2 protein-coding genes are annotated in these 1,819 nt (G+C 67.6%); both read left to right on the forward strand.

What is annotated here, in order from left to right; translation table 11 throughout:
- Positions 1-930 (forward strand): sugar ABC transporter permease (locus AB0L34_RS33715; RefSeq protein WP_363709713.1); only part of this gene is annotated, 930 nt, incomplete at its 5' end.
- Positions 931-953: 23 nt separating this feature from the next.
- On the forward strand, positions 954-1,784 hold the full coding sequence (locus tag AB0L34_RS33720; RefSeq protein ID WP_350710906.1) for a carbohydrate ABC transporter permease: 831 nt from the start codon (positions 954-956) through the stop codon (positions 1,782-1,784).
- Positions 1,785-1,819: the final 35 nt, after the last annotated feature.

Raw genomic sequence — 1,819 nt, forward strand, 5'->3', positions numbered from 1 at the left:
GGGCGCCGCCGGGTGGACCGCCTGCCCTACCTGCTGCTCCTGCCCTGCCTGGTGATCATCGGCGTGCTGCTGCTCTGGCCGCTCGGCCAGGTGGTGGTGATGTCCTTCCACCAGCTCAACAACGTCCGCCAACTGCGCGGTGACCGCGAGTGGCCGTGGGTGGGGCTCGGCAACTACACCGAGATCCTCGGCGACCCGTTCTTCCTGACGGTGCTGCGCAACACCGTCCTCTTCGCCGCCGCCAACGTCGTGCTCACCATGATCCTGGGCACCCTGGTCGGGCTGCTGCTCAACCGGCTCGGCAAGCGGATGGCCACCTTCGTCGCCAGTTGCGTGATGCTCGCCTGGGCCACCCCGGCGCTGACCGGCACGATCGTCTGGAAGTGGATCTTCGACGACACCAGTGGCCTGGTCACCTGGCTGTTCAACGCGCTGCCCGACGGGCTTTCGCAGAGCCTCTTCGGGCGCAGCGACTGGACCGGCTACGGCTGGTTCAACTCGCCTCTGTTGTTCTTCTCGATCCTGACCCTGGTGGTGGTCTGGCACTCGTTCCCGTTCATCGCGGTGAGCGTGCTGGCCGGGCTGAAGAGCGTGCCGAGCGAGCTGCACGAGGCGGCGCGGGTCGACGGCGCCGGGCCGTGGACGGTGTTCTGGAAGATCACCTTCCCGCTGCTGCGGCCGGTGTTCGGGATCCTGATCGTGCTCTCCACCATCTGGGACTTCAAGGTCTTCACCCAGCAGTTCGTGCTGGCCGGCGGCACGCAGGACCGGCCGACGTTCATGCTCTCCATCTACTCGTACGCGGAGGCGTTCTCGCCCCCGCCCAAGTACGGCCTCGGCGCGGCGATCGCGGTTATCCTCACCCTGATCCTGCTGGTGGTGACCGGCCTCTACGTCCGCATGGTGCTCAAGCAGGAGGAGGACGCGTGACGCGACGTGGAGGCGGTGCAGGCGTGAAGCGGATCGCCCTCAACGGCGCGGGGCTGCTGGTCGCGCTCTTCGCCGCGTTCCCGGTCTACTGGATGATCGCCACCTCGCTGAAGCCGAGTTCGGAGATCTTCTCGTCCACGCCCCGGCCGGTGCCGTCCGAGCCGACGCTGGAGCACTACCGGCAGATCCTCACCGGCAACCTGATCCCGGGCGTGACCTTCGCCGACTTCTTCCTCAACAGCGCGCTGGTCGCGGTCTCCACGGTGCTGCTCAGCGGCCTGGTCGCGCTGCTCGCCGCCACCGCCGTGGCCCGGTTCCGGTTCAAGCTGCGGACGTCGTTCCTGATCATGCTGCTGGTGGTGCAGATGATCCCGCTGGAGGCGCTGGTCATCCCGCTGTTCCTGATGATCCAGCGGCTCGGGCTCTACAACACCCTGCCCAGCCTGATCCTCACCTACCTCGGCTTCTCGCTGCCGTTCGCGGTCTGGATGCTGCGGGGCTTCGTCGCCGCCGTGCCGAAGGAGCTGGAGGAGGCCGCCGCCATCGACGGGGCGAGCCGGGCGCAGACCTTCCGGAAGGTCCTCTTCCCGCTGGTGGCCCCCGGCCTGGTGGCGACGAGCATCTTCTCGTTCATCACCGCCTGGAACGAGCTGATCTTCGCGCTGACCTTCATCAACGACCAGGAGAGCTACACCCTGCCGGTCGCGATGACGTTCTTCTTCGGCCGCGACGACACCGCCTGGGGGCCCGTGATGGCCGCCTCCACGCTGTTCACCCTGCCGGTGATCATCTTCTTCCTGCTGGTGCAGCGGCGGATGGTCTCGGGCCTGGTGGCCGGCGCCGTCAAGGGCTGACGCCCGCGTGTGCAAGGGTCCCTGGTCGACGCACA

Origin of the sequence: Micromonospora sp. NPDC052213 (assembly GCF_040679695.1) — a bacterium.
GTDB lineage: Bacteria > Actinomycetota > Actinomycetes > Mycobacteriales > Micromonosporaceae > Micromonospora.